We start from the raw sequence: 25,480 nt of genomic DNA on the forward strand, positions 1-25,480 counted from the left end.
GCGGCCGCCGAGCGCGGCCGTCCCGGGTGTGGGCCCGCCGCCGGGCGGGCGCACACCCGACGGTCCGGGTGCGCTGCGCGCGTCGCGAGGCGCCCACCGGCCGGGACCGTGGCGAGTGACGACCGGTGGTCGGGGTAGGGGAGCAGGATGGTCCGCCGCAGCTCCACCGCCGACGCCACCGTTCCCGCGCCGGACCTCGACGAGGTCCGGACGGCGCTCCAGGCCCGCGCGGACGACCTGCGTTCCCGCATCGGGGTGATGGCCGCCGCCCCCGAGCGGGGCTCGACGCTGAGCTTCGGCAAGCGGATCGGCGACGGCACCCTGGAGGCCGTCGGTCGCCTGACCGAGGTCGGCGTCGGTGCGAGCCTCGAGCTCGAGGAGGCGCGGGTCAGCCGTGCGCTCGAGAAGCTCGACGACGGCACCTACGGCCTCTGCGACGCGTGCGGACGCCCGATCGCGCCGAAGCGCCTGCGGGCGATGCCGGAAAGCGTCCTGTGCCTCGAGGACGCCGCGAAGCTGCGCCGCTGACGCGGTCGGCCGAGCGTCCCTCCGGGGCCGCCGGCCGAGCGCCGGACCGGCCCCGGGCCGCGGGGCCCGAAGTCCGGCGTCAGCCGCCGAAGATCCCGGCGGGCAGCTCGTAGACGTCGAGGTCCTCGAGGGGCGGGCCCTTCCGCGGTCTGCGCGGTCCGGCCGGCTTCGTCCGGCCGCGTCCGCCCTTGAAGCGCGTGGGTCCGGTCGGGGCCGCGGCAGGATCGACGAGCCGCAGGCGCTCACCGCCGAGCACCGACATGGCGGACTCCAGCTCGGCCTCGGACACCTCGTGCCCGGCGTCGGCGACCAGGCGGGCCGCGTCGCCCGCGCGGACGCAGAGCACGCCGCGCCGGGTGCCGAACGGCTGGATCGCGACGGCGGGGTGCGCGGCCAGGAGCTCGCGGAGGGCGTCGGGATCCATCCCCGCGGAGGATGCCGGATGCGACCGCCCGGGGCCGTGCCGGGTCCGCGCCGGATGGGCGGTGATCCGTCGCGGGTCCGTGACGGACCACCCCGCGCACCCGGGCCCGGGTCCCGCCCTGCCAGACTCCCGGCATGACCGAGATGGCGTCCATCACGCTCGAGGGGGCCTCGTTCGAGGACCGCTTCCTGAAGATCCTCGAGGCCACGGGCCTCGAGCCGGAGGAGTTCGAGGGCCTGCCCTACTTCTCCTACAGCCCGTTCTTCGTGATCGCCGGCGCGACGATCTCGCCGAAGATCCGTGAGCACGGCGACCACTCGCACTTCGAGGGCGTCCTGATCGAGGTCCCCGACGACCAGGTCGAGATCTTCCTCGACGTGCTCCCGGAGCTCCTGGAGCAGCTGCAGCCGCTCGACGACGAGGACGACGCGCCGGCGCAGGCCTAGGGCACGACCGGCGCGACCCGACGCGGCGCGTCCTCCGGCCGCGGCGCGGCCCTCCGGGGCCCGACGTGCCGGGCCCTTCCGACGCGGCGCGTCGCAGCCCGTCGGGCGCGTCGCCGCTCGGGGGCCCGTGCCGCCGAGTCGCGGACGCGTCCACGGGCGGCCCTCCGTCGTACTTCGAACAGGACGCACGGCAGGCCCGTCGCGCGCCCTCCATCCCGAGGAGCCCGCATGACCGTCCGTCCCCTGATCGCCTCCGCGACCGCCCTGACCGCCACCGTGGGCATCGTCGCCGCGCTCGCGGTCTCCGGCTCGCAGGCCGCGACCACGAAGATCGTCAAGGTCGAGGACTTCCAGTTCAGTCCCGCCAAGCTGACGATCAAGCGGAACACCACCGTCAAGTTCGTCTGGAAGGGCAAGGCGGAGCACGACGTCTCGCTGCTCCGCAAGCCCCGTGGGGTCCGGATGAGCCCGGTCATCTCCGACGCGATGGCGCGGGGCTCCGCCACCCAGAAGTTCAGGACGAAGGGCACCTACAGGATCGACTGCTCGATCCACGCCAACGCGATGAAGCTGACCGTCGTCGTCAAGTAGGCAGGTCGCGCCGGGCCCCCCCGGGGAGGCCCGGCCCGGCGTCCGGCCCTCAGCCCTCCGAGGACTGCGCGTCGAGCGTGTCGGGGAGCCCGTTGAGGCCGGCGACGGCCACCGCGATCTCGTCCGGGCCGCCGACGACCTCGAAGGTGCGGCCGACCGTCGACGGGTCGTCGAGGACGGCGAGCAGCGTGGCGGCGACGTCGGCGCGCGGGATCGGGCCGCGCTCGACGTGCCGGGCGGCGTGGATGCGGCCGTGGCCGTCCTCGTCGGTGAGCATCGCGGGACGGACGATCGTGTAGTGCAGGCCGCTGGCGCGGGTGTCGGCGTCGGCCTGGGCCTTCGCGCGCTGGTATTCGGCGTAGACGTCGTCGCCCTCGATCTCGCCGTCGATGCCGATGGCGGAGACGATGACGATGCGGTCGATCCCGGCGTGGCGGCAGGCGTCGATGGTCTTCACGACGCCGCCGTGGTCGACGGACCACTTGCGCTCGGCGGGCTGGCCGGGACCGGAGCCGGCGGCGAAGACCGCCGCGGTGGCCCCGCGGAACGCGCCGGCCAGCGACTGCCCGGTGGTCTCGTCCGCCTCGAGGTCGACCACGACGGGATCGATCCCGTCGGCGCGCAGCTCGTCCGCGTGGGCCGCGTTGCGGATCACCCCTCGTGCGGTGTCGCCGCGCTGCGCCAGGAGCGCACCCAGCTTCCGCGCGATCTGCCCGTGTCCTCCGACGATGACGACGTCCATGGCCCCGACGCTAACGGACGCGCATCAGCGGCCCTTGAAGGCGGGGCACGGGCGACCCCGGCCCCGTCGGTCCGCCGCACCCGGGACGGGTGGGGGACGGACCGGGGCAGATCCCCATGGTGGGGGCGGGGCGCGCCGCGCAGACTGACGGCATGACCCAGACTCCCGGAGCCCTCCACCCCCGGCCCGTCACCCGCGACGTCCGTGCGCCGCGCTCCCTCTTCGACATCCTCGGCACGCTCGGTCCGGCGCCCGGTCCGTCCGACGACGCGGCCCCGTTCCGTGCGGCGTGCGTCCTGGAGGCCGCCCGTCGGGGTCGGCCCGCCGGTCCGCCCCGCCCGACCCCGCACGGTGCGGCGCCCCCCGCAGGCTGACCCGGACGGACGACCGCCGGCGGTCGCGCATGACGGCATTTTGCCGGGGGTAGGGACCCGCCGTGCCCGACGCCCTGGACGCCCTCGCCCGCGACGCCCTCGGGATCGACGCGCTGCGTCCCGAGCAGCGGACCGCGGTCGAGGCCGTCCTCGCCGGGCGCGACGTGCTCGCCGTGATGGCCACGGGCTCCGGCAAGTCGGCGATCTACCAGCTCGCGGGGCTGCAGCTCGACGGCCCGACGGTCGTCGTCTCACCGCTGATCGCGCTGCAGCAGGACCAGGTCGCGGGCCTGCACGCCGCCACCGGCGACGACGACCTGGCCGTCGCGCTGAACTCGCAGATGGGCCGCCGCGCGCGCCGCGAGGCGCTCGACGGCCTCGGGGCCGGCAGCTCGCGCTTCGTGCTGCTCTCGCCCGAGCAGCTCGCGAACCCCGAGGTGCTCGCGGACCTGGCCGAGATCCGCCCGGCGCTGCTGGTCGTCGACGAGGCGCACTGCATCTCGGAGTGGGGTCACGACTTCCGGCCCGACTACCTGCGGCTCGGCGCCGCCCGCCACGCGCTGTCGGGCGACGGGGCCCACCCGCTCCCGGCGCTCGCGCTGACGGCGACGGCCGCGCCGCCGGTGCGCGACGAGATCATCTCCCGCCTGCGGATGGACGACCCCGAGATCGTCGTCGGCGAGTTCGACCGCCCCGAGCTCTGGCTGGAGGTCCGACGCTTCGAGGAGGAGAGCGCCAAGGACGCGGCGCTCCTCGACGCGGTCGTGGAGACCGAGGGCGACGGGCTCGTCTACGTCGCCACGCGCCGGGCGGCCGAGGAGACGGCCGCGGCCCTGCGCGACCGGGACGTCGACGCCCGGCACTACCACGGCGGCATGCCGGCGGACGAGCGCGAGGAGGTGCTCGACGCGTTCGTGGCCGGCCGGATCCGCGTGGTCGTCGCGACGATCGCGTTCGGCATGGGCGTCGACAAGCCGGACGTGCGCTTCGTCCTGCACCAGGCCCCGTCGTCGTCGCTGGACGCCTACCTGCAGGAGGTCGGCCGGGCCGGCCGCGACGGGGACCCCGCCACCGTCGTGCTCTTCTACCGGCAGCAGGACCTCGGCCTGCGCCGGTTCCAGGCCGGCGCGGGTCAGGTGGACGCCGACCAGATCGAGCGCGTCGCGGCGGTCGTCACGGCCTACGGGGACCCGGTGGACCCGGTGCTGCTGGCCGACGAGCTGGACCTGACCGCGTCCAAGGTGACCACCGCGGTCAGTCGGTTGGAGGACGCCGGGGCGGTGCAGCTGCGACCCGACGGGTACGTCGCGCCGCTCCGCGGCCCGGACGACCTGCAGGACGCCGTCCAGGAGGCCGAGCGGGCCGGCCGGCACCGCCATGCGTACGAAGAGTCGCGGATCGCGATGGTCCGCACCTACGCCGAGACCCACGACTGTCGCCGCGAGGTGCTGCTCTCGTACTTCGGCGAGGCGTTCGCCGGGCCGTGCGACGGCTGCGACAACTGCGCGTCCGGGGTCTCCGACGTCTCGGACGAGGCGCAGGACGGTCGGCCGTTCCCGGTGGGGGCGGCGGTGCGCCACGCGGACTGGGGCCCGGGCGTCGTCCAGCGCTACGGCGCCGAGCGGATGACGGTGCTGTTCCAGGACGCCGGGTACCGCACCCTCGGGGTCGACCTCGTCGTCGAGCGCGAGCTGCTGGTCGCCGACGACTGACCCGGCCGCGTCGTCCGCCCGTCGGGCGGGTACGTACCCTCCTCATGGCTCGCTACGTCGGAACCGTCCGCTCCAACCGCCCCGCGCGCGAGGTGTTCGAGGATCTCGCCGACTTCACGTCCGTCGCGCAGTGGGACCCGGGCGTGGCGTCGTGCACCCACACGGGCGGGAAGAAGGGCGAGGTCGGCTGCCGCTTCCGCGTCGTGCAGGACACGACGGGACCGGACATCACCATCGACTACGCGATCGAGGAGATCGAGCACCCCCGGCGGGTCGTCCTGCGGGGCACGAACGCCTGGCTGGTGTCGATCGACGTCATCGTCGTCGAGCCCACCCCGGCGGGCTGCGAGGTGACCTACGACGCGACGATCAAGCTCAAGGGCCCGCTGGCCCTCTTCGACCCGCTGATGTCGCTGGGCCTCAAGCGGATCGGCGCGAAGGCGAAGAAGGGCCTGACGGACCACGTCAACGCCTGAGGTCGCCCGGCCCGCCGGGCGCGGCTCCCGCTAGTGCAGCTGCCAGTTGGGGTCGTGGTCCTCGAGGACGCCGTCGAAGTCCATGCGGCTGCCCTCGACGGCCGCCTGGAACAGCGTCCGGTCGATGCGGCCCTGGTAGACGGGGACGCCGAGCTGGATGCAGGTGGCGATGATGTCGACCCGCTTGACGCCGACCGCGTCGGCGAGCTCTTCGGGCGTGAGGTGGACGGCCATGGGACTCCTCGGGTGGTCTTCCGGTTGTCCCCTCCGGGTTCTAACGGAGCGGCCGGACCGACGCAAGGGCCGGCCGACCGCGCCGGGTGCTCTAGCCCTGCTCGGGAGCCGCGTCGCTGCGGCCCTGGGCGACCAGGTCGTCCAGGACGGAGGCGTCGGCGGCCTCGCCGGTGACGATCTGGGCCGCCACGGTCGTCCGCAGGTTCGCCACGGCGTTCATGCCGGTCTCCATGGTGATGTCGACGATCTCGTTGGCCTCGGCCAGCTGATCGGCGCCCAGACCGGCGATGGCGACGACGAGCTGGTGCTGGCCGTAGCGGGCGGTGATCGCGGGGGAGGGGAAGAGCTCGCTCAGCAGCGCCGCCGCACGCGCGACGACGGGGTCGGGCAGCGTCATGCCGGGGTCGGAGACGTCCTCCATCGAGACCACGACCACGCCGACGGCGCGCGACTCCTCGAGCATGTGGGCGACGCCCTGCTGCAGGCTGGCGCGGTTGGCCAGGCCGGTGAGCTCGTCCTTCGTCGAGAGACGCTCGAGCGTCCGCTCGTGCATGCGCCGGGTCGTGACGTCCGTGTGGGTCACGACGGCACCGACGCCCGGGACCTCGAGCGAGCGGACGCGCAGGCGGAACCACCGGAGCTCGTCCGGGGCGTGGCAGTCGTACTCGAGGGTGAAGGTCGCCCGCGTGCCGTCGAGGACGCTGCGGATGCCCTTGTTGATCGGGTCCTCGAGCGGGTCGTCGCCCGAGGGGGTGCTGGCCGCGACGTAGTTCGTCCCGATCCAGTTCAGGTCCTCCGCGCCGTTGTCGAGCGCGAAGCGCTGCCACGCGACGTTGACGTGCAGGATGCGGCCGTCGGTGTCGAGCACGGCGACGTGGTCGTCGACGGCGTCCAGGGCGCCGACGACGGCGGCCAGGAGCGTGGGGAGACGGGTCGTCTCAGAGGGTCCGGTCTTCATCCGTTCTCCAACCGCGGGAGGCGGGTCGTGAGGGCATGGACGGGGGACACGCCCGCGAATGGTACGCGACCGACCGCGCGGCTCCGCCGGTATCGGTCACCCGGCCAGGACCCGTGGGCCCGCGAGGATCGATCGGGGACGCCCGGCGGCGACGACGATCGCCCGCCCCGACGGGTCAGGCGGCGACCGACGGGTCGTCGGTCGGCTTGTCCTCGAGGTGGTCGCGCATGCGGTCCATCGCGCGGTTGAGGATGCGGGAGACCTGCATCTGCGAGACCCCGATGTCGCGGCCGATCTCGCGCTGCAGCTGCTCGTCGAAGAAGCGCAGCTCGACGACCTCGCGGTCGCGGGGCCCCAGGACGGAGAGGGCGTCGGCGACCTCGTCGCGCAGCGTGACGTCCTCGTAGCCCCCCTCGCGGGTCCCCATGGTGTCCAGCGGCGAGGCACCCTCGCCGTCGCCGGGCATCGTGAAGTCCAGGGACTTGGCGCGGTAGGCGTCGTGGGCGATCTCGGCCTCGAAGACGTCCTCGACGGAGCAGCCGAGCTGCTCCGCGATGGTCACCTGCGAGATGCCGGGCTCGACGGCCTTGGCCCGGGCGACCTTGGCCTGGAGCTCCTGCATCGAGCGGGGGACCTTGACGGCCCACGTGTGATCGCGGAAGTGGCGCTTGATCTCGCCGGCGATCGTCGGGCGCGCGTACGCGCCGAAGCTGCCGCCACCGGATGCGTCGAAGCGCTCGAGAGCCTTGACGAGCGCGAGCATCCCGACCTGCAGCAGGTCGTCGGCGGACTCGCCGCGCCCGATGTACTGCCGGACGACGGAGCGGACCAACGGCGTGAAGCGCTCGACGAGCTTGTCGAGACGCCGCGGGTCGCGGGTCGTGCGGTACAGCCGGATGAGGGCGATGTCGAGCAGATCGCGCTGCTCGTAGGACTGGGACACGGCGTTCCTCCGCACCCCAGGGGACGGGTGCGTCGACAGCGGTACGCCCGGCTCACGCGGAGCGGTGGCTCCGTGCGCCACTGACGCGTCTGGTGGGGATCGTCCGCCGCGGGGGTGCTCCCCACGTGCGCCGCCACGACCATCGCCCGAGTGTTCCGAGCGAGCGCCGCCGACGGTGCTCTACGCCATCTGACCTCGGTCCCACCCTACTGCTCGCGGACCCGGAGTCAACTGAGAGGCCGATGCACGTACCCGCGGTCACGGGTCGGAAACATCTTTTTCGTGACCGCCGCACGACGTCGGTCCCGACGCGGACCGCCGGACGCCGCCGAGGCCCGCGGGGGCGATACTGGGCCGGTGTTCGACGAGCGGAACGTCCTGGGCGACCCGCTCCAGGAGTGCGGGACCGACCCGCTCACGGGGTTCTTCCGCGACGGCTGCTGTCGCACCGGCCCGCAGGACCAGGGCCGCCACACCATCTGCGCGGTCGTGACGGCGGAGTTCCTCGAGCACCAGCGCTCGATCGGCAACGACCTCTCCACCCCGATGCCGGGGTTCCGCTTCCCGGGGCTGCGGCCGGGGGACCGGTGGTGCGTGACCGCGCGCAACTGGCTCCGGGCGCACGAGGACGGGGCCGCGGCCTTCGTCGTCCTGGCCGCCACCCACGAGCGGGTGCTCGACGACGTGCCGCTCGAGGCGCTGCGCGCCCACGCGGTCGACGTCCCGCCCGACGCCGGGCCGTTCGGGACCTGAGCGCCCGGCGTCCGTCCCGGCCCGCTCGGCCCGGATCCTCGATCGCCGGCGCGTCGGGACGCGCCGAGGATCGGTGGGTCCGGGGTCAGGTCAGGACGGCGATCGCGACGAACAGCGCCGCGGCGACGCCGCAGACCACCGCGACGGCCCCGAGGACCTGGATCCGCCGGTCGGCGTGGACGATCCGGTCCTTCACCTCGAGCCCGCCGTCGACGCCCCGGTCCAGCAGGCGCTGGGCCCATGCGAACTCGAACGACAGCATCGCGAGGCCCAACGGGATGACGACGACGGCGGGGCCCGGGAAGACGACCATCGCGATCCCGGCGAGCACGACGATGACGCCGGCGACCACCCAGGCCAGGCGGTAGGCCGCGCCCTTGTCGCGGTAGGCCTCGCGCCGCGCCTCCAGCCGGCGCAGGATCCGGGGTTGGGGGCGCTCGGTCTTCGGCTCGGACACGGGGATGTTCTACCCGGTCCGGGGGCGCGCGCCACGGAGCGGGCTGGGCGCGTCAGCCGCCGAACAGCCGCCGGGAGCCGAGGACCCGGGTGACCTCGATCTCGATCGCGACGCGCTCCGGGTTCACGCGCGGCTGCCGGTACCGGCCGGCGTAGCGGGCCACGGCCTCGGCGACGCGCTCGGGGTCGTCCGTGGCCCGGGCGACGCCCTCGAGCGTCAGCCACCGCGGCCCGTCGAGCTGGCACACCGCGGCGAGCGTGCCGTCGCGCGCGTTGCGGGCCTTCTGGCTGCCACCGCCCGTGATCACCCGCGCCAGACCGCGCTCGGGGTCCCACGTGAAGCCGACGGCCGTCACGTGCGGGGTCCCGTCGCCCCGCATGCTGGTGTAGGTCCCGAGGTGGCGCTCGGTCAGGAACGCGAGGGCGTCGGCGGTCAGGGCGTCGGGACCGGTGGGCATGCGCCCATCATCCCCGCCCGTGCGGCGCCGGGGACGGGCCCGGACGTGGTCCCCGCAGCGCGGCGCCCCGGGGTCGCGCGCAGACGGACCACCGATCTGCACGCATAGCGCACATCACATCGCTCTGCGTACACTCGGGCGGTGTCGGCCGGCGACCTCGTCCTCATCGCCGTCGCGGGCTTCGTCGCCGGGGGCATCAACGCCCTGGCCGGCGGCGGGTCCCTCGTGCTGTTCCCGGTGCTGCTGGCCACCGGGCTCTCGCCGCTGGTGGCCAACGTGACCAACACGGTCGCGTCGTGGCCCGGCACGGCGGGCGGCGTGCTCGGCCACCGGCCCCTCCTGCGCGGCCGGATGCGACCGCTCCTGCCGCTCGCCCTCGCCGGCGCGACGGGCTCGGCGCTCGGCTGCCTGCTGCTCCTGGTCCTGCCCGGGTCGGCGTTCGACGTGGTCGTCCCGGTCCTCGTGCTGGCGGCGTCGGTCCTGCTGGCCCTCGGGCCCCGCATCACCGCGTGGGTCGACCGACGGGCCGCCGACGCCGCGGGCGACGACGGCGTGCCCGGTGGCCGCGGGGCGGTGCCGGCGCTCGGGGTCGCGGGGATCTACGGCGGCTACTTCGGCGGCGCGATGGGCGTGGTGCTGCTCGCCGCGCTCAGCGTCACCCGGCGCGACGACCTGCGGCACCTCAACGCCGACAAGTCCGCGCTCTCGCTCGTCGACTGCTCCGTGGGCGTGCTGGCCTTCGGGCTGTTCGGCCCGGTCGAGTGGGCCGCGGTGCTCGTCGCCGCGCCGACCGGACTCGTCGGCGGCTACCTCGGGGCACGCCTGGCGCGAGTCATCGACGAGCGGCTGCTCCGTCTGGCCGTCGTGGCGATCGGCGTCGCCGTGGCGGCCTGGCTCGCCCTGCGCTGAGCGACGGGCCGAGGGCCGAGGCCGGGAACGGGCGACGGACCTGCGCGCCGCGATCCGGTGTCCGGCACCGGACGCGGCCCCCGGCCCGCGCGTCAGGCGCCCAGGCCGTCGATGCAGAGGTACTTCAGCTCGAGGAAGTCGTCGAGGCCGTGGCGCGAGCCCTCGCGGCCCAGGCCCGACTGCTTGACGCCGCCGAACGGCGCTCCCTCGTAGGAGATCAGGCCGGTGTTGACGCCGACGACGCCGAACTCCAGCGCGCGCCCCACGCGCGCGATGCGCGCGGCGTCCTTGGAGAAGAAGTAGGCCGCGAGCCCGGACTCCGTGGCGTTGGCCAGCGCGACGGCGTCGGCCTCGTCCGTGAAGCGGAAGACCGGGGCGACGGGGCCGAACGTCTCCTCCGTGGCGATCCGCATCCCCGCGGTCGCGCCGACGAGGACCGTCGGCTCGAAGAACGTGCCGCCGAGGTCGTGCGGGCCGCCGCCGCAGACGACGGTGGCGCCGTGCTCGACCGCGTCGTTGACGTGCTCCTGCACCTTCGCGACCGCCTTGGCGTCGATCAGCGGCCCCTGCTCGGAGCCCGCGTCGAACCCGTTGCCCACGGCGAGCGCGTCGACGGCCGCCGCGAAGCGCTCCACGAAGGCGTCGTGGATCCCGTCCTGGACGAGGATGCGGTTCGCGCACACGCAGGTCTGACCGGCGTTGCGGAACTTCGAGTCCATGGCGCCCTTGACGGCGGCGTCGAGGTCGGCGTCGTCGAAGACGATCAGGGGCGCGTTGCCGCCGAGCTCGAGCGACAGCTTCTTCACGGTGTCCGACGTCGCGCGGATCAGGTGCTTGCCCACCGCGGTGGAGCCCGTGAAGGTCAGCTTGCGCACGTGCGCGTTCTCCGTCAGCTCCGTGCCGACCTCGTCGGCCGGTCCGGGGACGACGGTCAGGACGCCCGCGGGGATCCCCGCGCGGTCGGCCAGCTCGGCCATCGCCAGCGCGGAGAGCGGCGTGGACGGGGCGGGCTTGACGACGATGGTGCAGCCGGCGGCCAGGGCGGGGGCGACCTTGCGGGCGATCATGGCCATCGGGAAGTTCCACGGCGTGATCGCGGCGCACACGCCGATCGGCTCGCGGACGGCGAGCAGCTGCCGGCCGGGCACGTTGGTCGGGATGACGTCGCCGTAGGCGCGCTTGCCCTCCTCGGCGTACCACTCGACGAACGTGGCGCCGTAGAGGATCTCGCCCTTGGCCTCGGCCAGCGGCTTGCCCTGCTCGGCGGTGATGATCGACGCGAGGTCGTCGGCGTGCTCGACGATCAGGTCGAACCAGCGGCGCATGAGGATCGAGCGGTCCTTCGCGGTGCGCGCCGCCCACGCCGGGAACGCCGCGGCGGCCGCGTCGATCGCCCGGACGGCGTCGGTGCGCGTGGCGTCGGCCACCGACGCGATCTCGCGGCCCGTCGCCGGGTCCGTGACGGCCAGGCGTCGGTCGCCCTCCGCCGGCGTCCAGCCGCCGTCGAGGTAGAGGTCCGAGCGCAGGAGGGCCGGGTCGGCGAGCGCGGTGGGGAAGGCGGCGGTGGTCATGCGTGCTCCGGTGGTCGGACGCGACGCGCGGGCGCATCGCAAGAACTCCGGCGATGCTCGCATAACGCACAACTGATCGCAATCCGCGCAAAACGGCTGGACAGCCGTCACACGATCCCCTACTGTGCGTCCTCCGAGCACCTGAACGCAATGCGAGCACCAGTGACCCCTACCGCCTCCAGCGACGCCGACCGCCGCTACGTCTTCCACCCCTTCAGCGACCTCGGCGCGCACGAGCGCAACGGGTCCATGGCGATGATGGTCTCGGGCAGCGGCTCGCGACTGACCGCCGACGACGGCCGCGAGTACCTCGACGCGATGGCCGGGCTGTGGTGCGTCAACGCCGGGTACGGCCGCGTCGAGATCGCCGACGCGATCCGCGAGCAGGCCGTGACGCTGCCGTACTTCCACGGCTTCTCGTCCATGGCGACCGAGCCGCCGGCGCTCCTGGCCGAGAAGGTCATCGGCATGGCCGGGCCGCGGATGTCGAAGATCTTCTACGGCAACAGCGGGTCGGACGCCAACGACACCCAGCTGAAGATCGTCTGGATGTACAACAACCTCCTGGGCCGTCCGGAGAAGAAGAAGATCATCGCCCGCGAGCGCGGGTACCACGGCGTCACGATCGCGTCGGCCAGCCTCACGGGCCTGCCCGCGATGCACGCCGCCTTCGACCTGCCGCTGCCGCGGATCAAGCACACCTCCGCGCCGCACCGGCTCTGGGGCAAGAACGCGGGCGAGACCGACGCGCAGTTCTCCCAGCGCCTGGCCGACGAGCTCGAGGAGCTGATCCTCGCCGAGGGTCCCGACACCGTCGCCGCGTTCATCGGCGAGCCGGTGCAGGCGGCGGGCGGCGTCATCGTCCCGCCCGACGGCTACTGGGCCGCGATCCAGGCCGTCCTGAAGAAGTACGACATCCTCCTGATCGCCGACGAGGTCGTCTCCGGCTTCGGGCGTCTGGGAGGCTCCTTCGGCAGCGACCTGCTGGGCATGGAGCCCGACCTCGTGACCGTCGCCAAGGGCATCACCTCCGCCTACGTCCCGCTCTCGGGCGTCATCGTGTCCGACAAGGTCTGGGACGTGCTCTCCGGCGACCCGGCCGGGGTCTTCCAGCACGGCTACACCTACAGCGCCCACCCGCTCGCCGCGGCCGCGGCGCTGGCGAACCTCGAGCTGATCGAGCGCGACGGCCTGATGGACGCGGTCCACGCCCGCGGCGACCAGCTGCGCGCCGCGCTGCGCGACGCGTTCGCCGACCACCCCAACGTCGGCGAGGTCCGCGGCATGGGACTCGTCGCCGCCGTCGAGTTCGTGGCCGACCGCGATCCGATGACCCGCTTCGACCCGGCCCTGAAGGTCGGCGCACGGGTCACCCGCGCCAGCCTCGACCGCGGCATCGTCACCCGGGCGCTGCCCGCGGCCGACACGATCTCGTTCTCCCCGCCGTTCGTGGTGACGGAGGAGGAGATCGGCGAGATGGTCGCCGGCACCCGCGCCGCGCTCGACCAGGTCGCGGACGAGCTCGTCCGCGAGCGGGTCTAGGCGGGAAGGACCGCGCCCCGCGTGCCCGGACCGGACCGCGAGCAGGACGCCGACCGCCCCGCACCGGGCGTCGCGCACCCGGCGTCCGGCGACGGGCGCCGCCCCCGGCTGGGGCTGATCGTCAACCCGGTCGCCGGGGTCGGCGGACGCGTGGGGCTGAAGGGCAGCGACGGCGCCGCCGTGCAGCGGCGCGCGCTCTGGGCCGGGGCCGTGCCGCAGGCGTCGGTCCGCACGATCCGGGCGCTCCGCCGGCTCGCGGGCGTCACGGGTCTCGAGGTCCTCGCGGCCCCCGGGGCGATGGGGGCCGACCAGGCCGCGGCCGTCGGCCTGTCCGCGACGGCCATCGCGTGGTCCGGGACGGTCCCGTCGTCGTGCGCGCCCGGCCAGGGGCTGCCGCCGACGACCGCCGCCGACACGCGAGCGGCCGCCCGCGAGCTCGTGCGGGCCGGGGTCGACCTGCTGCTCTTCGCCGGCGGCGACGGCACGGCGTGCGACGTCCACGACGTCGTCGGCGACCGCGTCCCGGTGCTCGGCATCCCGACCGGCGTGAAGATGCACTCCGGCGTCTTCGCCTCCTCGCCCGAGGCGGCGGGGGAGGCCACCGCGGCATGGCTGGCCGACCCGTCCCCCGACCGCCTGGTCGACGCGGACGTCGCCGACATCGACGAGGTCGCCGTGCGCGAGGACCGGATCGCCACGCGCCTGCACGGGCGGGTCCGCGTGCCGCGCGACCGCGCGCGGGTGCTCGCGGCCAAGGGCGGGACGGCGCGCCGCGTCGACGCCGAGCTCGACGCCGCCTGCGCGCGCACGATGGACGACGTGGCCCCCGGGACCCTGGTCCTCGTCGGGCCGGGCACCACCGCCGGCCGCGCGCTCCGGGGCCTGGGCCTGCCGTCCACGCTGCTGGGCGTCGACGCGGTCCGCGACGGCGAGGACGTCGGCCGGGACCTCGACGAGCGCGGCCTGCTCGCGCTGCTGGACGACGCGCCGAGCGCGGTCCTGCTGCTCGGCGTCGTCGGCGGTCAGGGCGCGCTGCTCGGCCGCGGCAACCAGCAGCTCTCGCCCGCCGTCCTGCGCCGGCTCGGCCCGGGCGCGCTGCGGGTGGTCGCCGGTCGCGACAAGCTCGCCGCGCTCTCCCCGGGCGCCCTGCGCGTCGACACCGGCGACGCCGAGCTCGACCGCCGGCTCTCCGGCCACCTGCCCGTCCGCGTGTCCGCGCGCGAGACCGTCGTCATGGCGGTCGCCCCGTGACCCCGAAGTCCCCGACCCCGAGGCCCGTCGTGTCCCCGAGCTCCGCCCACCCGTACATGGCCAACTCCGCGCCGGCGCTCCGCCAGGAGCTGCTCGACGCCATCGGGGTCGCCGACGCCGAGGAGCTGTTCGAGCAGATCCCGGAGGACCACCGCCTCACCGGTGGGCTGACCCTGCCGCCCGCGCTGCGCTCCGAGGCCGAGCTCGAGCGGCACCTGCGCCGGACCCTGGCCAAGAACGGCGACGCCGAGCGGTCGCTGAGCTTCCTCGGCGGCGGCGTCTGGCAGCACCACGTCCCCGCGATCTGCGACGAGATCGCCGGCCGCACCGAGTTCGTCACGTCGGAGTGGGGGACCCCGGCGTCCGACCACGGCCGCAACCAGGCGTGGTTCGAGTTCGCCTCGCAGCTCGGCGAGCTCGTCGACCTCGACTTCGTCGGCCTGCCCGTCTACTCCTGGGGCTGCGCCCTGGGCCACGCGGTGCGGATGACGGCCCGGATGACCGGCCGCTCCGAGGTCCTCGTCCCGGCGAACCTCGACCGCGAGCGCCTCGCCGTCCTGCGCACGTACTGCCAGCCGCCCGAGATGCGCTCGGCGATCCTCGTCGTCCCCGTCGCGGTCGACCCGGCGACGGGCGGCCTGGACCTCGACGACCTCGACCTCCGGCTCTCGGAGCGCACCGCGGCGGTCTACTTCGAGAACCCGTCCTCGCACGGGGCGATCGAGGCGCGCGGCGCCGAGATCTCCGCCCGCGCCCGCGCGGCCGGGGCGGAGACGATCGTCGGCGTCGACCCGCTGTCGCTCGGCCTGCTGGCCCCGCCGCCGTCCTACGGGGCCGACGTCGTGGTCGGCTCGACGCAGCCGCTGGGCATCCACATGAACTGCGGCGGCGGCACGGGCGGCTTCATCGCCACCCGGGACGACGAGCGGTACGCCCGGCAGTACCCGACGTTGCAGGTCTCGATCGCCCCGACGCTGACGCCGGGCGAGCACGGCTTCGCGATGGCGCTCTTCGAGCAGAGCTCCTACGGACGGCGCGAGGACGGCAACGACTGGACCGGCAACTCCGTCTACCTGTGGGCCGTGGTCAACGCGGTCTACATGTCGCTCATGGGGCCGGAGGGCTTCCGCGAGCTCGGCGAGCTGCTGATCCAGCGCGCGAACCACGCGGCGCGGCGCATCGGCGCGATCCCCGGGGTGTCGATCGCCCACCCGCACGTCTTCAAGGAGCTCGTCGTGGACGTCACCGACACCGGCCGGACCGTGGCCGAGGTCAACGCGGCGCTCCTGGAGCGCGGGATCTTCGGCGGCGCGGCGCTGCCCGACGACCTGCCGGCCGGGGAGCCCGACCTGGGGTTCGCCGTGACCGACGAGGTTCGTGAGGACGCCCCGGCGCCCACCTCGACCCCCTCCGGCTCGCCGGTCGCGCCGGCCCGCCAGCGCGCGCTCTACTGCTTCACCGAGGTCCACGCCCAGGAGGACGTCGACCGACTCGTCGACGCCCTGACGGAGGTCCTCGCATGAGCCCCTCGCTGCCGAGGTACCGGTCCGCCGACTGGGACGAGCCCGTCGTCCTGGAGCTCGGGCGCCCCGGCCGGCGCGGGATCTACGCGCCGCAGGTGGAGGACGACGTCGCCGCCGACGTCGACGCGCTGCTGCCGCCCGGCGTCCGCCGCACCACCCCGCCGGCGCTGCCCGAGCTCTCGGAGTTCGAGGTCCAGCGCCACTACAACCACCTCTCCCAGATGACGCTCGGGATGATGGGGATCAACCTCTTCGGCACGTGCACGATGAAGTACAACCCGCGCGTCAACGAGCGGGTCGTCGCCCGGCCCGAGCTCGCCGAGGTGCACCCGCAGCAGGACCCCTCGACGCTCCAGGGGATCCTCGAGATCGTCCACGCGTTCGAGGGCATCCTGCAGGAGCTCTCGGGCATGGACCGCTTCGTCTTCCAGCCCGGCGGCGGCGCGGACGCGGCCTACACGCACGCCTGCATCACCCGCGCCTACCACGCATCCCGCGGTGAGCTGGCCCGGCGGACCGAGGTCATCACCACGATCCAGACGCACCCGTGCTCCCCGGCGACCGCCGCCGCGGCGGGCTTCGACGTGGTCACCCTGCCGTTGGGCCCCGACGGCTACCCGACGCTCGAGTCGCTGAAGGCCGCGGTCTCCGACCGGACCGCCGCCCTGATGGTCGGCAACCCCGACGACATGGGCGTCTACAACCCGGAGATGAAGGAGTGGGTCCGGATCGTGCACGAGGCGGGCGGGCTCTGCTTCTACGACCACGCGAACTTCAACGGCGTGATGAGCCGGATCCGGGCCCGCGAGCTCGGGTTCGACGCGTGCATGTACATGCTGCACAAGACCTTCGCCGGGCCCAAGGGCGGCGGCGGCCCGGCCGTCGGCGCGTACGGCTGCCAGCCCGAGCTCGTGCCGTTCCTGCCGCGGCCGCTGGTCGACCTGCACGACGGCGTCTACGGGCTGGACGAGGGCGACGAGCGCTCGATCGGCCGCGTGCGCGAGTACTGGGGCAACGTCCCCGTCGTCGTCAAGGCCTACTCGTGGGTCCGGGCGCTGGGAGCCGAGGGGATCCGCCAGGCCGCCGACCTCTCCGTCATCGCCAACAACTACATGGAGACCCGGCTCCTGCAGATCCGCGGCGTGAGCAAGTCGCACCCGCACCTGACGCAGCACCGGCTGGAGATGACGCGCTACAGCCTGGAGCAGGTGCACGCCGACACCGGCATCGACGTGCACGACATCCAGAACCGCATGGTCGACTTCGGCGTCGATGCCCCGTGGCTGGCCCACGAGCCGTGGCTGATCCCCGAGCCGATCACCCCCGAGGCCGGCGAGACCTGGTCGAAGGAGGACATCGACACCTGGATCGACGTGCTCGCCGAGGTCGTCCGCGAGGCCTACGAGGACCCCGAGACGGTCCGGACGGCGCCGCACAACCACGCGATCGCGCAGGTCCAGGCCGGCGGCGTCGACGATCCGGAGCGGTGGGCGACGACCTGGCGGGCGCACGTGCGCAAGCGGGCGTCGGCGTGAGCGACGCGGAGGCCTCCCGGGTCGCCGCGCAGGAGGACGGCGACGCGGAGGGCGACGGCCGCTCACCCGGCGGCGTCGCGATCGTCGGCGCCGGCTCGATCGGCGTGGCCTGGGCGCTCGTGTTCGCGCGCGCCGGTCGATCCGTCGCGCTGCACGACCCCGATCCCGCGCGTCTGGCCGCGTCGGCCGGTGAGCTCGACGAGCGCCTGGCCGAGCTCGTCGCCCACGGGCTGCTCGACGAGGACCCCGCGGCCGTGGCCGGGCGGGTGCGGCGCGAGGCCGACCTCGACGACGCGCTGCGGGGCGCGGTCCACGTGCAGGAGTGCGCGCCGGAGGACCGCGACCTCAAGCGCCGGATCTTCGGCGACCTCGACGCGCGCACCGGCCCGGACGTGGTCCTGGCGTCCTCGTCGTCGTTCCTGCCCGCGTCCGCCTTCGCCGACGACCTGCCCGGCCGGGCGCGCTGCCTCGTCGCCCACCCGGGCAACCCGCCGTACCTGTTGCCCGTCGTCGAGCTCGTCCCCGCGCCGTTCACCGACGACGCCGTGGTCGACCGCGCGCACGCGCTGATGGCCTCGGCGGGGATGTCCCCCGTGGTCGTCCGCCGCGAGGTCGAGGGCTTCGTCTTCAACCGCCTGCAGGGCGCGCTGCTGCGCGAGGCCTACTGCCTCGTCCGCGACGGCGTGGCCTCCGTCGAGGACGTCGACCGCGTCGTCCGCGACGGGCTCGGCCGGCGGTGGTCGGTGATCGGGCCGTTCGAGACCGTCGACCTGAACACCCGCGGCGGGATCGCGGCGCACGCGGAGCGCATGGGCCCCTCGTACGCCCGGCAGGGCGCGGAGCGCGGGCAGGACGATCCGTGGACCCCCGAGCTCGTCGCCGACGTCGCCGCGCAGCGCGCCGCGGCGATGGACGGCACCACCTGGGACGAGCGGGTCGCCTGGCGCGACCGGGCGCTGATGGCGCTGCAGGCCGCACGGCCGGAGCGGGGTCTGCGCCGTGCGCAGTGACGCCCGGCCATCCATGCGGACCGGTACGGTTGCGCGCGTGACCGCAGCCGGGCCAGACGTCGCGGCAGCCGAGCCGGAGGGTGCGCCCGGCCGCTCGCGCGACTTCGTCCAGTCCCTCGAGCGCGGACTGGCGATCATCCGCGTCTTCTCCGCCGACACGCCGTCCCTGACGGTGACGGAGATCGCGGCCCGCACCGGGCTCACGCGCGCCGCCGCCCGGCGGTTCCTGCTGACGCTCATCGACCTCGGCTACGTCGCCACGGACGGCCGGTACTACGAGCTGACCCCGCGGGTGCTCGAGCTGGGCTACTCGTACCTCTCCGCGCTGTCGTTCCCCGAGGTCGCGCTGCCGCACCTCGAGCGGCTCGTCACCGAGGTCGAGGAGGCCAGCGAGGGCTCGATCCTCGACGGCGGCGACGTCGTCTACGTCGTCCGGGTCCCCGGCCCCGCGCTCATGACGATCTCCGTCAACGTCGGCGCGCGGATGCCCGCCTACGCCACCGCGATGGGCCGCGTCCTCCTCGCCGGCCTGCCCGACGACGCCCTGGAGCGGTACCTGCAGCACGTCGAGATGACGGCGCTGCAGCCGAGGACGATCACCGACCCCGCTGCGCTGCGCACCGAGCTCCTGCGGGTCCGGGACGACGGCTACGCGATGGTCGACCAGGAGCTCGAGGAGGGCCTGATCGCCGTCGCCGCCCCGGTGTACGACCGGTCCGACCGCGTGGTCGCCGCGGTCAACCTCTCCACGCACGTCGGGCGCCGCTCGGCGCAGGACATGCGCGACCTGGTCCCGGCGCTGCAGCGCACCGCCGAGCAGATCCGGACGGGCCTCTCGGGCTCCGTCCGGCGCAGCGTCGGCCCGCGGGTCTGACGGCTCCGCCCTGGGCGCGGCCCCGACCGGCGGACGCGGCGTCCTCGACGACGAGGACGTGCGGAGCACGGCACCCCGTCGCCGGTGGCCGCTCCGCGTCCGGGATCGGGGGTCGCTCGCACGCACAGCGTGCGGTGTGGCGCGCTGCCGCTCGCGACCTGCTCGACCGGCCCGCCACGCTCTTGCGTCCTGCCGAGCCCCCGGGGTAGCGTGCGCATAGCGTTTTCTTGTGCGCTATGCGAGCACCTACCCGGAGCGACACCATGACCACCGAAGCAGCACCCCGTCCCGTCCCCACCGGCCCGGCCGGCCCCGCGGGGCCGGAGCTCCGTCCAGGGACCCTCGGCTTCGTCGAGGTCCTCTTCCAGGCCCTGGCCTCGGCCGGACCGGGCCTCGGCGTCACGCTCGCCGTCATCGTCGGGGCGGGCTTCGCCGGCGGGGCGCTCAGCCTCTCGATCGTCCTCGCGACCGTCGGCATCCTCCTCGTCGGGACCACGATCGGGCAGATGGCGAAGCACTTCCCGTCCGCCGGCGGGTTCTACACCTACGTGTCCAACGGGCTGCACCCCGCCGTCGGCACGATGGTCGCGTGGCTCTACCTGAGCATCTGGCTCGTCTTCCCCTCGACGTTGTTCCTGCCGTTCGGCCACTTCGTGTCGACCACGCTCCACGACCTGATCGGCACGCCGGTCACCGGCGGATGGATCGTCGCGGCGCTGCTCTGCCTGGCGCTCGTCTACCGGGTGGGCCGGTCCGGCGCGAGCGTCAGCACCACGGTCGGCGTCGTCCTCGGAGCCGTCGAGTTCCTCGTCCTCGGCGTCCTCGCGGTCTGGCTCGTCGTGAAGGCCGGCGACGGCAACACCCTCTCCGTCTTCACGACGGACCACACGAACGTCGAGGGCTTCGCGGGGACGTCGGGCATCGTCGGCGGGATGGTCTTCGCGATCTTCGCGTTCGTCGGCTTCGAGAACGTCGTGCCGATGGCGGAGGAGGCCAAGGACCCCCGGAGGAGCGTGGCGCGGGTCGCCGTCCTCGCGCCGCTGATCCTCGGCGGCTTCATCCTCTTCTGCACCTACGCCGCGACGGCCTACTTCGGCGCCGCCAGGTTCGACGAGTTCCCGGCGTCCAACGGCGGCGACGCGTGGATCGGCCTGGCGAAGGACGTCTGGCACGGCGGCTGGTACGTGCTGCTCGTGATGATCCTGAACTCGTGCGTCGCGAGCGCCAACGGCGCGACGAACGCCGGGACGCGGCACATCTTCGCGATGGCGCGCATCGAGCTCCTGCCGAAGGTCTTCGCGCGGGTGGACCCGGTCACCGGGACCCCGACCGTCGCGCTCGGTGCGCTGATGGGCCTCTCCGCCGTCGTCACCGTCGTGGTGGGTCTCGCGGTCGGGACGCCGCTGGGGGGCTTCGCGTTCCTCGGGACCATCGAGTCGGCGATGGCGATCCTGCTCTACATGCTGGTCGGCCTGGCGTGCCTGGTCTTCTTCGTCCGGACGCGCCCCGCGGGGTTCAACCCGCTGCTGCACGTGCTCGTCCCGGTCCTGGCGATCCTCGTGATGATCCCGGTGCTGATGGCCGCGGTGGGGATCGGCTCGGGCATCTTCAAGTTCGTCTCGCCGCTCCCGCACCCGCTCGAGATCGCGGGCTACCTCACCCTCGGGTGGGTCGTGGCGGGCGTCGTCTACACCGCGTACCAGTGGCGCGTGCACCCCGATCGGGTCCGCGCGACGGAGCACGTCTTCGTCGACGACCCGGCGTAGGGCCCGGCCGCGCGGCCCGGAGGCCGCGCGGGCCCCCAGGGGCGCCGGCCGTCCGGGCGGACGGCCGGCGCCCGGGCTACGCCCGCACCTCGGTGACGCAGACGTAGAGACCGTCGGGGTCCTGGAAGTACGCGTAGCGCCAGGTGGCGCCGCCGCCGAGGTCGATCTCCTGCGGCTCGCCGCGCAGCGCGACGCCCAGGGAGTCCAGGTGCGCGAGCGCCAGGTCGAGGTTGCGGGCGCCGATCGCGAACTCGAACGGGCCGACGTGCCCCCACTCGCCGCGCATGTCGGGGGAGGGCGGGGTGTGCTGGACGGGCTCGAGGCCGCCGCCGTGCGGGTTGGTCAGCAGCATCATGCGCTGGCTCGGCGGGGTGCGCGGCGCGTACCAGTGGTCCATCGACTCCAGGACGCCGTCGGTCTCGAACAGCTGGCCGGTGAAGCCGAGCTCGCGGTAGAAGTCGCGCGAGCGCTCGATGTCGGCCACGCCGAAGGCGACGTGGTTGACACCCTGGAAGCCGGGCTCGGCCGGCCAGCCCTGCTGCAGGTCGGCCCAGTCGATCATCTCGATCTTCGCGCCGTCGGGATCGGCGACGTAGGACATGGAGCAGCGGGTGTCCAGGGGCGGCACGAGCGACTCGTCGGGCTCCATCAGGCTGGTGGCGCCGACCTCGTCGAGCATCCGCCGGTACATGGCCGGCTGGTCCTTGACGTGCAGGCAGACCTCGCAGATGCCCGGCTCGCCCCACGCCAGGCCCTCGGGGGTCGGGGGCGGGGTGCGGTCCGTGCGGTGCACGAGCTTGATGGACGCGGGGCCGAGCTCGGTCGCGTTCGAGCTGCGCAGCAGGACGACGCGTGCGGAGACGTCCCCGGTGCCCGCGACGTCCTCCAGCCCGGGCAGCGGGCCGTCGTGGTCGAAGGCGATCTCGGTGAAGCCGACGCGACCGTAGAACGCGAGCGAGCGCTCCATGTCGGAGACGCCGACGCCGATGTGGTCGACGCCGATCAGCGTCCCGTGCGTGCGCGAGGTGGGCATGGTGCGCGATGCTCGCATGTCGCGCATGTGAACGCAATGCGCACGTGTCCAAACGCTGGTGCTCGCATTGCGTACAACTGTGCGCTTGACGAGCGGAGCGTGGTCACATAGATTCGCCGCAATGGATCGAGTACTCCACGTCGCCCTCGTCTCCGGCCGGGTGTCGCGATGACCCTGCGCATCGGCGCCAAGGTCCCCAACTCCGGGCCCGTGCCCATGGAGGCCGGGATCGCCGCCACCGCCACCGCGCTGGAGGACGCCGGCTTCGAGTCGCTCTGGGTCTCCGACCACGTCGTCCTGCCCCGCACGATCGAGTCGCACTACCCCTTCGCCGCGGACGGCAAGGCGACGTGGGCCACCGACTCCCCGTACTTCGAGGCGATCATCGCGCTGGCCATGATGGCGGCGGCGACGAAGCGCGCCACGCTGGGCACGGCCGTCCTCGTCCTGCCGCTGCGCAACCCGGTGATGCTCGCCAAGCAGGCCGCGACGATCGACCTGCTCTCGGGCGGCCGCCTGACCCTCGGGGTCGGCGCCGGCTGGCTGAAGGAGGAGTTCGACGCGCTGAACGTGCCCTTCGAGAAGCGCGGCGGACGGATGGCCGAGTGGATCGGCCTGATGCGCGAGTGCTGGACCGGCACCCCGGCCGCGCACGCCACGGAGCGCTACGAGCTGGCCGCCGACACCCTCGTCCTGCCGGCCCTGGAGCGCCCCGTGCCGCTGCTGATCGGCGGCCACTCGCCGATCGCGCTGAAGCGCGCCGGGCGCATCGGCGACGGCTGGCTGGCCCAGCAGGACGCCGACGCCCTGGACCCGTCCGAGATCCGCGCGGCGCGGGAGACCATGCGTGCTGCCGCCACCGAGGCGGGCAAGGACCCCGAGGCGCAGCGGATCGTGCTGCGCATCGTCGGCTCCGCGGGCCGCTGCGACCTCGTCGCGGAGCACCTGCCCGAGCTCGTCGCCGCCGGCGTCGGCGAGATCATCGTCGACGTCGTCCGCGACGACGGCGACCCGCGGGCCGACCACGACCTCCTCCGCCACGCGGTGACCGTCTCCGCATGACGGCCACGCCCGCCATCCCCGCCGTCCTGGACGGCCGACGCGCGCTCGTCACCGGCGGCGCCCGCGGCATCGGTGCCGCGGTCGCGCACCGCTTCGCCGCCGCCGGCGCGACCGGCGTCGTGCTCGACCTGCAGGAGGGCCTGGACGCCGCCGAGCTGCCGACGGGCTGGAGCGCCCTGCCCGTCGACGTCTGCGACGAGCCGTCGGTGGCGGCCGCCGTCGCCGCGGCGGTCGACCTGCTCGGCGGCCTCGACACGGTCGTCGCCGCCGCGGGCATCGTCCCCGCGTGGACGTCGACCGCCGAGACCGACCTCGACGACTTCGACCGCGTCCTGGCCGTCAACGCCCGCGGCGTCGCCGCGACGCTCAAGCACGTCGCCCCGCACCTGAGCGCCGGCGCGTCCGTCGTCGCCGTCGCGTCCCTGAACTCCTGGCGCGGCGACGGCAACCTCACGAGCTACGCGGCGAGCAAGCACGCGGTCGTCGGCATCGTCCGCTCCGCCGCGCTCTCCCTGGGCCCCGCGGGCGTGCGCGTCAACGCGGTGGCCCCGGGGCCGATCGCCACCGAGGCGCTGCGCGCCCGCATGGCGTCCCGCACCGACACGACCGGCCTCTCGGTCGACGAGGCCGTCGCGGCCGCCGGCCGCGGGACCGCCCTGGGTCGGATCGCGACCCAGGCCGAGGTCGCCGACGCGATCCTCTTCCTCGCCTCGGACCTGGCCGGCGGCATCTCCGGGCACCTGCTCCCCGTCGACGGCGGACTCGGCGCATGAGCGTCCTGCACCCCGACGCCCTGCAGGGCCGGACGGTCCTCGTGACGGGCGCCTCGCGCGGCATCGGCGCCGCGACCGCCACCGCCCTCGGTGCGGCCGGCGCCCACGTCGCCGCCCACTGGCGCACGTCGCAGGAGGACGCCGCGGCCGCCCTGGCCGCCGTCCCGGCCGACCGGCTGACGCTCCTGCAGGCCGACATGGAGCGACCGGGCGCCGCCCGCGACCTGTGGCGCGAGGCCGTCGCCTGGCGGGGCCGGGTCGACGTCCTCGTCGTCAACGCCGCCGCGCTGCCGCAGACGCCGATGGACGGCGACGACCGGGCCTGGGACGCCGGCTGGGAGCAGGCGATGCGCGTCAACGTCCTCGAGCCGGCCGCGCTGATCCGCGAGGCCGTCGCCCACTTCATCGCGCACGGCGGCGGCACGATCGTCGTGCTGTCCAGCTGGGCGGCGCAGCAGGGCTCGCGCCTGCCGGAGCTCACCGCCTACGCCGCCTCGAAGGCCGCGATCCGCAGCCTCGCCCAGACCGTCGCCCGCAACCACGCCCGCGACGGGATCCGCGTCCACGTCGTCGCGCCCGGCGTCGTGCGCACGGAGATGGCCGCCACGTCCGACGCCGGCCGGGGCGGCTCCGACGCCGTCGACGCCGGCCTGGCGATGGGCCGCCGCGTCGAGCCCTCCGAGGTCGCCGACCTCATCGCCTTCCTCGCCACCGATGCGGCCCCGAGCCTCACCGGCGGCACCATCGACCTCAACGGAGCCTCCTATGTGCGCTGACCCGCGCCCCACCGCCCTGGTGACCGGCGGTGCCCGCGGCATCGGCCGGGGCATCGCGACCGTCCTGGCCCGCCGCGGCGACCACGTCGTCATCGCCGATCTGCAGGAGGAGCTCGCCGCCGCCACCGCGGCCGAGCTCCGGGACGCCGGCCTGTCGGCGAGCAGCGTCGCGATCGACGTCGCGGACGTCGAGGCCGCCGCCGCCGTGCTGGCCGCCGTCGACGCCGAGACCCCGCTCAGCACGGTCGTCAACAACGCCGCGCTCGCGTTCTCGGCCCCGATCGGCGAGGTCACCCCGGCGACCTACGACCGGCTGATGAACGTCAACGTCCGCGGTACCTTCTTCCTCGTCCAGGCGGCGCTGCGCGCCATGGTCCCGCGGGGGACGGGCAGCGTCGTCAACGTCTGCTCGACCTCGTCCTTCACCGCGTCGACCACCGACATGACCGTCTACGACACGTCGAAGGCGGCGGTCAGGATGATCACCCAGGCGGCGGCGAAGGAGGTCGCCAGGTCCGGCGTCCGCGTCAACGGCGTGGCACCGGGGACGCTCGAGACCGAGCTGACCCGGCCCCTCCTCACCGCGGAGGGCTTCGCCTCGCTGGCGGAGTCGAAGATCCCCGTCGGACGGCTCGGTCGTCCGGAGGAGATCGGCGACGCCGTCGCCTACCTGTCCTCCGACGCCGCGTCGTACGTCACCGGCCACGTCCTCGTCGTCGACGGCGGCTGGCTGGCGTGAGCCGGCCCACCGGCCCGCGCC

The 25,480-nt window shown here is 74.4% G+C and carries 28 protein-coding genes; 19 read left to right on the forward strand and 9 right to left on the reverse strand.

Going from position 1 to position 25,480, the window contains the following annotated elements:
• The first annotated feature begins 147 nt into the window (after positions 1–147).
• On the forward strand, positions 148–528 hold the full coding sequence (locus Q7T67_RS02930) for a TraR/DksA C4-type zinc finger protein (RefSeq protein ID WP_304785837.1): 381 nt from the start codon (positions 148–150) through the stop codon (positions 526–528).
• Positions 529–607: 79 nt separating this feature from the next.
• Here the strand turns inward: Q7T67_RS02930 and Q7T67_RS02935 are convergent, their stop codons facing one another.
• Positions 608–952, reverse strand: a complete 345-nt coding sequence (locus Q7T67_RS02935; RefSeq protein WP_304785838.1) for a hypothetical protein — start codon at positions 950–952, stop codon at positions 608–610.
• 134 nt (positions 953–1,086) lie between these two features.
• Here Q7T67_RS02935 and Q7T67_RS02940 point away from each other — a divergent pair, with 134 nt between their 5' ends.
• Together Q7T67_RS02940 and Q7T67_RS02945 are read left to right on the forward strand one after the other, a co-directional pair.
• Positions 1,087–1,398 (forward strand): hypothetical protein, encoded by a 312-nt coding sequence (locus Q7T67_RS02940; RefSeq protein WP_304785839.1) that lies wholly within the window; start codon positions 1,087–1,089, stop codon positions 1,396–1,398.
• A 228-nt stretch (positions 1,399–1,626) separates the two neighbouring features.
• Positions 1,627–1,989 (forward strand): plastocyanin/azurin family copper-binding protein, encoded by a 363-nt coding sequence (locus tag Q7T67_RS02945; RefSeq protein ID WP_304785840.1) that lies wholly within the window; start codon positions 1,627–1,629, stop codon positions 1,987–1,989.
• A gap of 49 nt (positions 1,990–2,038) precedes the next feature.
• Here the strand turns inward: Q7T67_RS02945 and Q7T67_RS02950 are convergent, their stop codons facing one another.
• Positions 2,039–2,731 carry an SDR family oxidoreductase gene (locus Q7T67_RS02950; protein WP_304785841.1) on the reverse strand — a complete coding sequence of 231 codons (693 nt, stop codon included), beginning with the start codon at positions 2,729–2,731 and terminating at the stop codon, positions 2,039–2,041.
• Between the two features lie 152 nt (positions 2,732–2,883).
• Between Q7T67_RS02950 and Q7T67_RS02955 the strand changes: the two genes are divergently transcribed.
• The 3 genes from Q7T67_RS02955 to Q7T67_RS02965 all read left to right on the forward strand — a co-directional run bounded on the left by Q7T67_RS02955 (position 2,884) and on the right by Q7T67_RS02965 (position 5,293).
• A complete protein-coding gene (locus Q7T67_RS02955) occupies positions 2,884–3,105 on the forward strand; it encodes a hypothetical protein (protein WP_304785842.1) in 222 nt (73 codons plus the stop codon).
• Between the two features lie 62 nt (positions 3,106–3,167).
• A complete protein-coding gene (locus Q7T67_RS02960; protein WP_304785843.1) occupies positions 3,168–4,817 on the forward strand; it encodes an ATP-dependent DNA helicase RecQ in 1,650 nt (549 codons plus the stop codon).
• 44 nt (positions 4,818–4,861) lie between these two features.
• Entirely contained in the window at positions 4,862–5,293 is a 432-nt protein-coding gene (locus Q7T67_RS02965; protein ID WP_304785844.1) for an SRPBCC family protein, read from the forward strand.
• 30 nt (positions 5,294–5,323) lie between these two features.
• Here Q7T67_RS02965 and Q7T67_RS02970 read toward each other — a convergent pair whose 3' ends face one another.
• From Q7T67_RS02970 to Q7T67_RS02980, 3 genes are all read right to left on the reverse strand, one after another.
• Positions 5,324–5,527, reverse strand: a complete 204-nt coding sequence (locus Q7T67_RS02970; RefSeq protein WP_304785845.1) for a hypothetical protein — start codon at positions 5,525–5,527, stop codon at positions 5,324–5,326.
• A 91-nt stretch (positions 5,528–5,618) separates the two neighbouring features.
• Entirely contained in the window at positions 5,619–6,485 is an 867-nt protein-coding gene (locus tag Q7T67_RS02975) for a sensor domain-containing diguanylate cyclase (protein WP_304785846.1), read from the reverse strand.
• A 175-nt stretch (positions 6,486–6,660) separates the two neighbouring features.
• Complete coding sequence (locus Q7T67_RS02980) at positions 6,661–7,428, reverse strand: sigma-70 family RNA polymerase sigma factor (protein WP_304785848.1); 768 nt, start codon at positions 7,426–7,428, stop codon at positions 6,661–6,663.
• 357 nt (positions 7,429–7,785) lie between these two features.
• Here Q7T67_RS02980 and Q7T67_RS02985 point away from each other — a divergent pair, with 357 nt between their 5' ends.
• Positions 7,786–8,181: a DUF2237 family protein gene (locus Q7T67_RS02985; protein ID WP_304785850.1), complete on the forward strand. Its 396-nt coding sequence runs from the start codon at positions 7,786–7,788 to the stop codon at positions 8,179–8,181.
• Positions 8,182–8,266: 85 nt separating this feature from the next.
• On the opposite strand, the gene Q7T67_RS02990 is transcribed toward Q7T67_RS02985, so the two are convergent.
• Both Q7T67_RS02990 and Q7T67_RS02995 read right to left on the reverse strand, forming a co-directional pair.
• The gene (locus Q7T67_RS02990) at positions 8,267–8,638 is read right to left on the reverse strand and encodes a PGPGW domain-containing protein (RefSeq protein WP_304785852.1); all 372 of its coding nucleotides are present in this window, start codon (positions 8,636–8,638) and stop codon (positions 8,267–8,269) included.
• A gap of 52 nt (positions 8,639–8,690) precedes the next feature.
• Positions 8,691–9,095, reverse strand: a complete 405-nt coding sequence (locus tag Q7T67_RS02995; RefSeq protein WP_304785854.1) for a TIGR03618 family F420-dependent PPOX class oxidoreductase — start codon at positions 9,093–9,095, stop codon at positions 8,691–8,693.
• Between the two features lie 141 nt (positions 9,096–9,236).
• Between Q7T67_RS02995 and Q7T67_RS03000 the strand changes: the two genes are divergently transcribed.
• Positions 9,237–10,004: a sulfite exporter TauE/SafE family protein gene (locus Q7T67_RS03000; protein ID WP_304785855.1), complete on the forward strand. Its 768-nt coding sequence runs from the start codon at positions 9,237–9,239 to the stop codon at positions 10,002–10,004.
• A 92-nt stretch (positions 10,005–10,096) separates the two neighbouring features.
• On the opposite strand, the gene Q7T67_RS03005 is transcribed toward Q7T67_RS03000, so the two are convergent.
• A complete protein-coding gene (locus Q7T67_RS03005; protein WP_304785856.1) occupies positions 10,097–11,575 on the reverse strand; it encodes an NAD-dependent succinate-semialdehyde dehydrogenase in 1,479 nt (492 codons plus the stop codon).
• 150 nt (positions 11,576–11,725) lie between these two features.
• On the opposite strand from Q7T67_RS03005, the gene Q7T67_RS03010 reads away from it, so the two are divergent.
• From Q7T67_RS03010 to Q7T67_RS03040, 7 genes are all read left to right on the forward strand, one after another.
• Complete coding sequence (locus Q7T67_RS03010) at positions 11,726–13,117, forward strand: aminotransferase (RefSeq protein WP_370695348.1); 1,392 nt, start codon at positions 11,726–11,728, stop codon at positions 13,115–13,117.
• A gap of 21 nt (positions 13,118–13,138) precedes the next feature.
• Positions 13,139–14,368: an ATP-NAD kinase family protein gene (locus tag Q7T67_RS03015; protein ID WP_304785858.1), complete on the forward strand. Its 1,230-nt coding sequence runs from the start codon at positions 13,139–13,141 to the stop codon at positions 14,366–14,368.
• A 29-nt stretch (positions 14,369–14,397) separates the two neighbouring features.
• Positions 14,398–15,891: an aminomethyl-transferring glycine dehydrogenase subunit GcvPA gene (gene gcvPA / locus Q7T67_RS03020; protein ID WP_304785859.1), complete on the forward strand. Its 1,494-nt coding sequence runs from the start codon at positions 14,398–14,400 to the stop codon at positions 15,889–15,891.
• On the forward strand, positions 15,888–17,426 hold the full coding sequence (gcvPB, locus tag Q7T67_RS03025) for an aminomethyl-transferring glycine dehydrogenase subunit GcvPB (protein ID WP_304785860.1): 1,539 nt from the start codon (positions 15,888–15,890) through the stop codon (positions 17,424–17,426). The genes gcvPA and gcvPB overlap by 4 nt, the downstream gene beginning before the upstream one ends.
• Positions 17,427–17,506: 80 nt before the next feature.
• A complete protein-coding gene (locus Q7T67_RS03030; RefSeq protein ID WP_370695350.1) occupies positions 17,507–18,436 on the forward strand; it encodes a 3-hydroxyacyl-CoA dehydrogenase in 930 nt (309 codons plus the stop codon).
• 37 nt (positions 18,437–18,473) lie between these two features.
• Positions 18,474–19,310 carry an IclR family transcriptional regulator C-terminal domain-containing protein gene (locus Q7T67_RS03035; RefSeq protein ID WP_304785862.1) on the forward strand — a complete coding sequence of 279 codons (837 nt, stop codon included), beginning with the start codon at positions 18,474–18,476 and terminating at the stop codon, positions 19,308–19,310.
• A 263-nt stretch (positions 19,311–19,573) separates the two neighbouring features.
• Positions 19,574–21,076 carry an APC family permease gene (locus Q7T67_RS03040; RefSeq protein WP_304785864.1) on the forward strand — a complete coding sequence of 501 codons (1,503 nt, stop codon included), beginning with the start codon at positions 19,574–19,576 and terminating at the stop codon, positions 21,074–21,076.
• 76 nt (positions 21,077–21,152) lie between these two features.
• Here Q7T67_RS03040 and Q7T67_RS03045 read toward each other — a convergent pair whose 3' ends face one another.
• A complete protein-coding gene (locus Q7T67_RS03045) occupies positions 21,153–22,109 on the reverse strand; it encodes a VOC family protein (RefSeq protein WP_304785866.1) in 957 nt (318 codons plus the stop codon).
• Positions 22,110–22,277: 168 nt separating this feature from the next.
• On the opposite strand from Q7T67_RS03045, the gene Q7T67_RS03050 reads away from it, so the two are divergent.
• Genes Q7T67_RS03050 through Q7T67_RS03065 form a run of 4 tightly spaced genes read left to right on the forward strand, consistent with a single transcriptional unit; the run spans position 22,278 to position 25,459 of the window.
• Positions 22,278–23,171, forward strand: a complete 894-nt coding sequence (locus Q7T67_RS03050) for a TIGR03619 family F420-dependent LLM class oxidoreductase (protein WP_304785868.1) — start codon at positions 22,278–22,280, stop codon at positions 23,169–23,171.
• Positions 23,168–23,944 (forward strand): SDR family NAD(P)-dependent oxidoreductase, encoded by a 777-nt coding sequence (locus tag Q7T67_RS03055; protein ID WP_304785870.1) that lies wholly within the window; start codon positions 23,168–23,170, stop codon positions 23,942–23,944. Before Q7T67_RS03050 ends, Q7T67_RS03055 begins: the two co-directional genes overlap by 4 nt.
• Positions 23,941–24,720 (forward strand): SDR family NAD(P)-dependent oxidoreductase, encoded by a 780-nt coding sequence (locus Q7T67_RS03060; protein ID WP_304785872.1) that lies wholly within the window; start codon positions 23,941–23,943, stop codon positions 24,718–24,720. The genes Q7T67_RS03055 and Q7T67_RS03060 overlap by 4 nt, the downstream gene beginning before the upstream one ends.
• Positions 24,710–25,459, forward strand: coding sequence for an SDR family NAD(P)-dependent oxidoreductase (locus Q7T67_RS03065; RefSeq protein WP_304785874.1), 750 nt, complete (start codon positions 24,710–24,712; stop codon positions 25,457–25,459). Before Q7T67_RS03060 ends, Q7T67_RS03065 begins: the two co-directional genes overlap by 11 nt.
• Positions 25,460–25,480 lie beyond the last annotated feature (21 nt).

It is taken from the genome of Patulibacter sp. (genome assembly GCF_030655195.1).
Classification (GTDB): domain Bacteria; phylum Actinomycetota; class Thermoleophilia; order Solirubrobacterales; family Solirubrobacteraceae; genus Patulibacter.